Below are 1,279 nucleotides of genomic sequence, written 5' to 3'. Positions count from 1 at the left end.
GCCCCGCGGTGCGCCGGAGGCCGCTCCCGGAGGTCTCGCGCCGCCGGTGGGAGGCCCCCCGGCGGCGCCGGGGGCGGCCGGAATCGGGAAAGGCCCACGAGGCTCGGGAGCCCGCGGGCCTTGTCCGTTCACCGGTTCGGTCCGGGTGGGTGCGGGGGCAGGATTCGAACCTGCGGCCTTCAGGTTATGAGCCTGACGAGCTACCGGGCTGCTCCACCCCGCGTCGGGAGGAGGGAGGGGCGTGACAGCGGCGGCGGCGGGGGGACCCGGCCCGGCGGCCCGGCGGCGACCGACTCTCCCGCCGCTGGTGCGGCAGTACCATGGGCGCTGGGGCGTTTCACGGCCGAGTTCGGGATGGGATCGGGTGTGGCGTCCCCGCGATGGCCACCGGGCCACCGGGCCGGGTCCCCCTCCGTCGCTGCTGCTGCTGCGCCGCCCCCCCCAACGCCGCGGGGACGCGCGGCGTTGGGGAGGGGGCGTCGGGATCGGGTGCGTCGCGCGCGGCGGGGCGGCGGCGCGCGCGGGTCGTGCCCGCGCGCGCCGCGGATGGACGGGCGGACGGTCGGCCGGGCGCGCGGAAAGGCGCCCGCCGCCGGGGGGCCGGGCCATCGAGCCCTCCCCCCGCCGCCGCGGCAGCCGCCGTTCCCGGCGCCGCCGCGCGGCCGTTCCGTGTGCCCGCCGTGCCCGTGTCCGTTCGTCGTCGTCCGGGGCCCTGTCGGGCCATTAGGACCGCTCGGCTGCGCCGGTCGCCCGGCTTCCACCTGCGGCCTATCGACGTGGTGGTCTTCCACGGCCCTCGGGGAGATCTCGTCTGGAGGGGGGTTTCCCGCTTAGATGCCTTCAGCGGTTATCCCGTCCGCGCTTGGCTACCCGGCGGTGCGGCTGGCGCCACAACCGGTGCACCAGAGGCGCGTCCGTCCCGGTCCTCTCGTACTGGGGACGGCGCCTCGCAAATCTCCTGCGCCCGCGGCAGATAGGGACCGAACTGTCTCACGACGTTCTAAACCCAGCTCACGTACCGCTTTAATCGGCGAACAGCCGAACCCTTGGGACCTGCTCCAGCCCCGGGATGCGATGAGCCGACATCGAGGTGCCAAACCTCCCCGTCGATGTGGACTCTTGGGGGAGATCAGCCTGTTATCCCTAGAGTACCTTTTATCCGTTGAGCGATGGCCCTCCCACGCGGGGCCACCGGATCACTAAGGCCGAGTTTCCTCTCTGCTCGCGCTGTCGCGCTCGCAGTCAGGCGGGCTTGTGCCTTTGCACTCGCGGGGCCGAT

At 73.9% G+C, this 1,279-nt stretch carries 1 tRNA gene and 2 rRNA genes; all 3 read right to left on the bottom strand.

The annotated features are described in order from the left end of the window. Positions 1 to 146: 146 nt before the first annotated feature. Positions 147 to 223: transfer RNA gene (locus tag ABD067_RS26220), tRNA-Met, on the bottom strand. A gap of 54 nt (positions 224 to 277) precedes the next feature. Beyond that, positions 278 to 392, bottom strand: a 5S ribosomal RNA gene (gene rrf / locus ABD067_RS26215). Between the two features lie 310 nt (positions 393 to 702). Beyond that, positions 703 to 1,279 (bottom strand): 23S ribosomal RNA (locus ABD067_RS26210); the annotation flags it as partial.

This window comes from Craurococcus roseus, from assembly GCF_039523795.1.
Lineage (GTDB): Bacteria > Pseudomonadota > Alphaproteobacteria > Acetobacterales > Acetobacteraceae > Craurococcus > Craurococcus roseus.
This window is presented reverse-complemented; position numbering and strand designations above follow the sequence as displayed.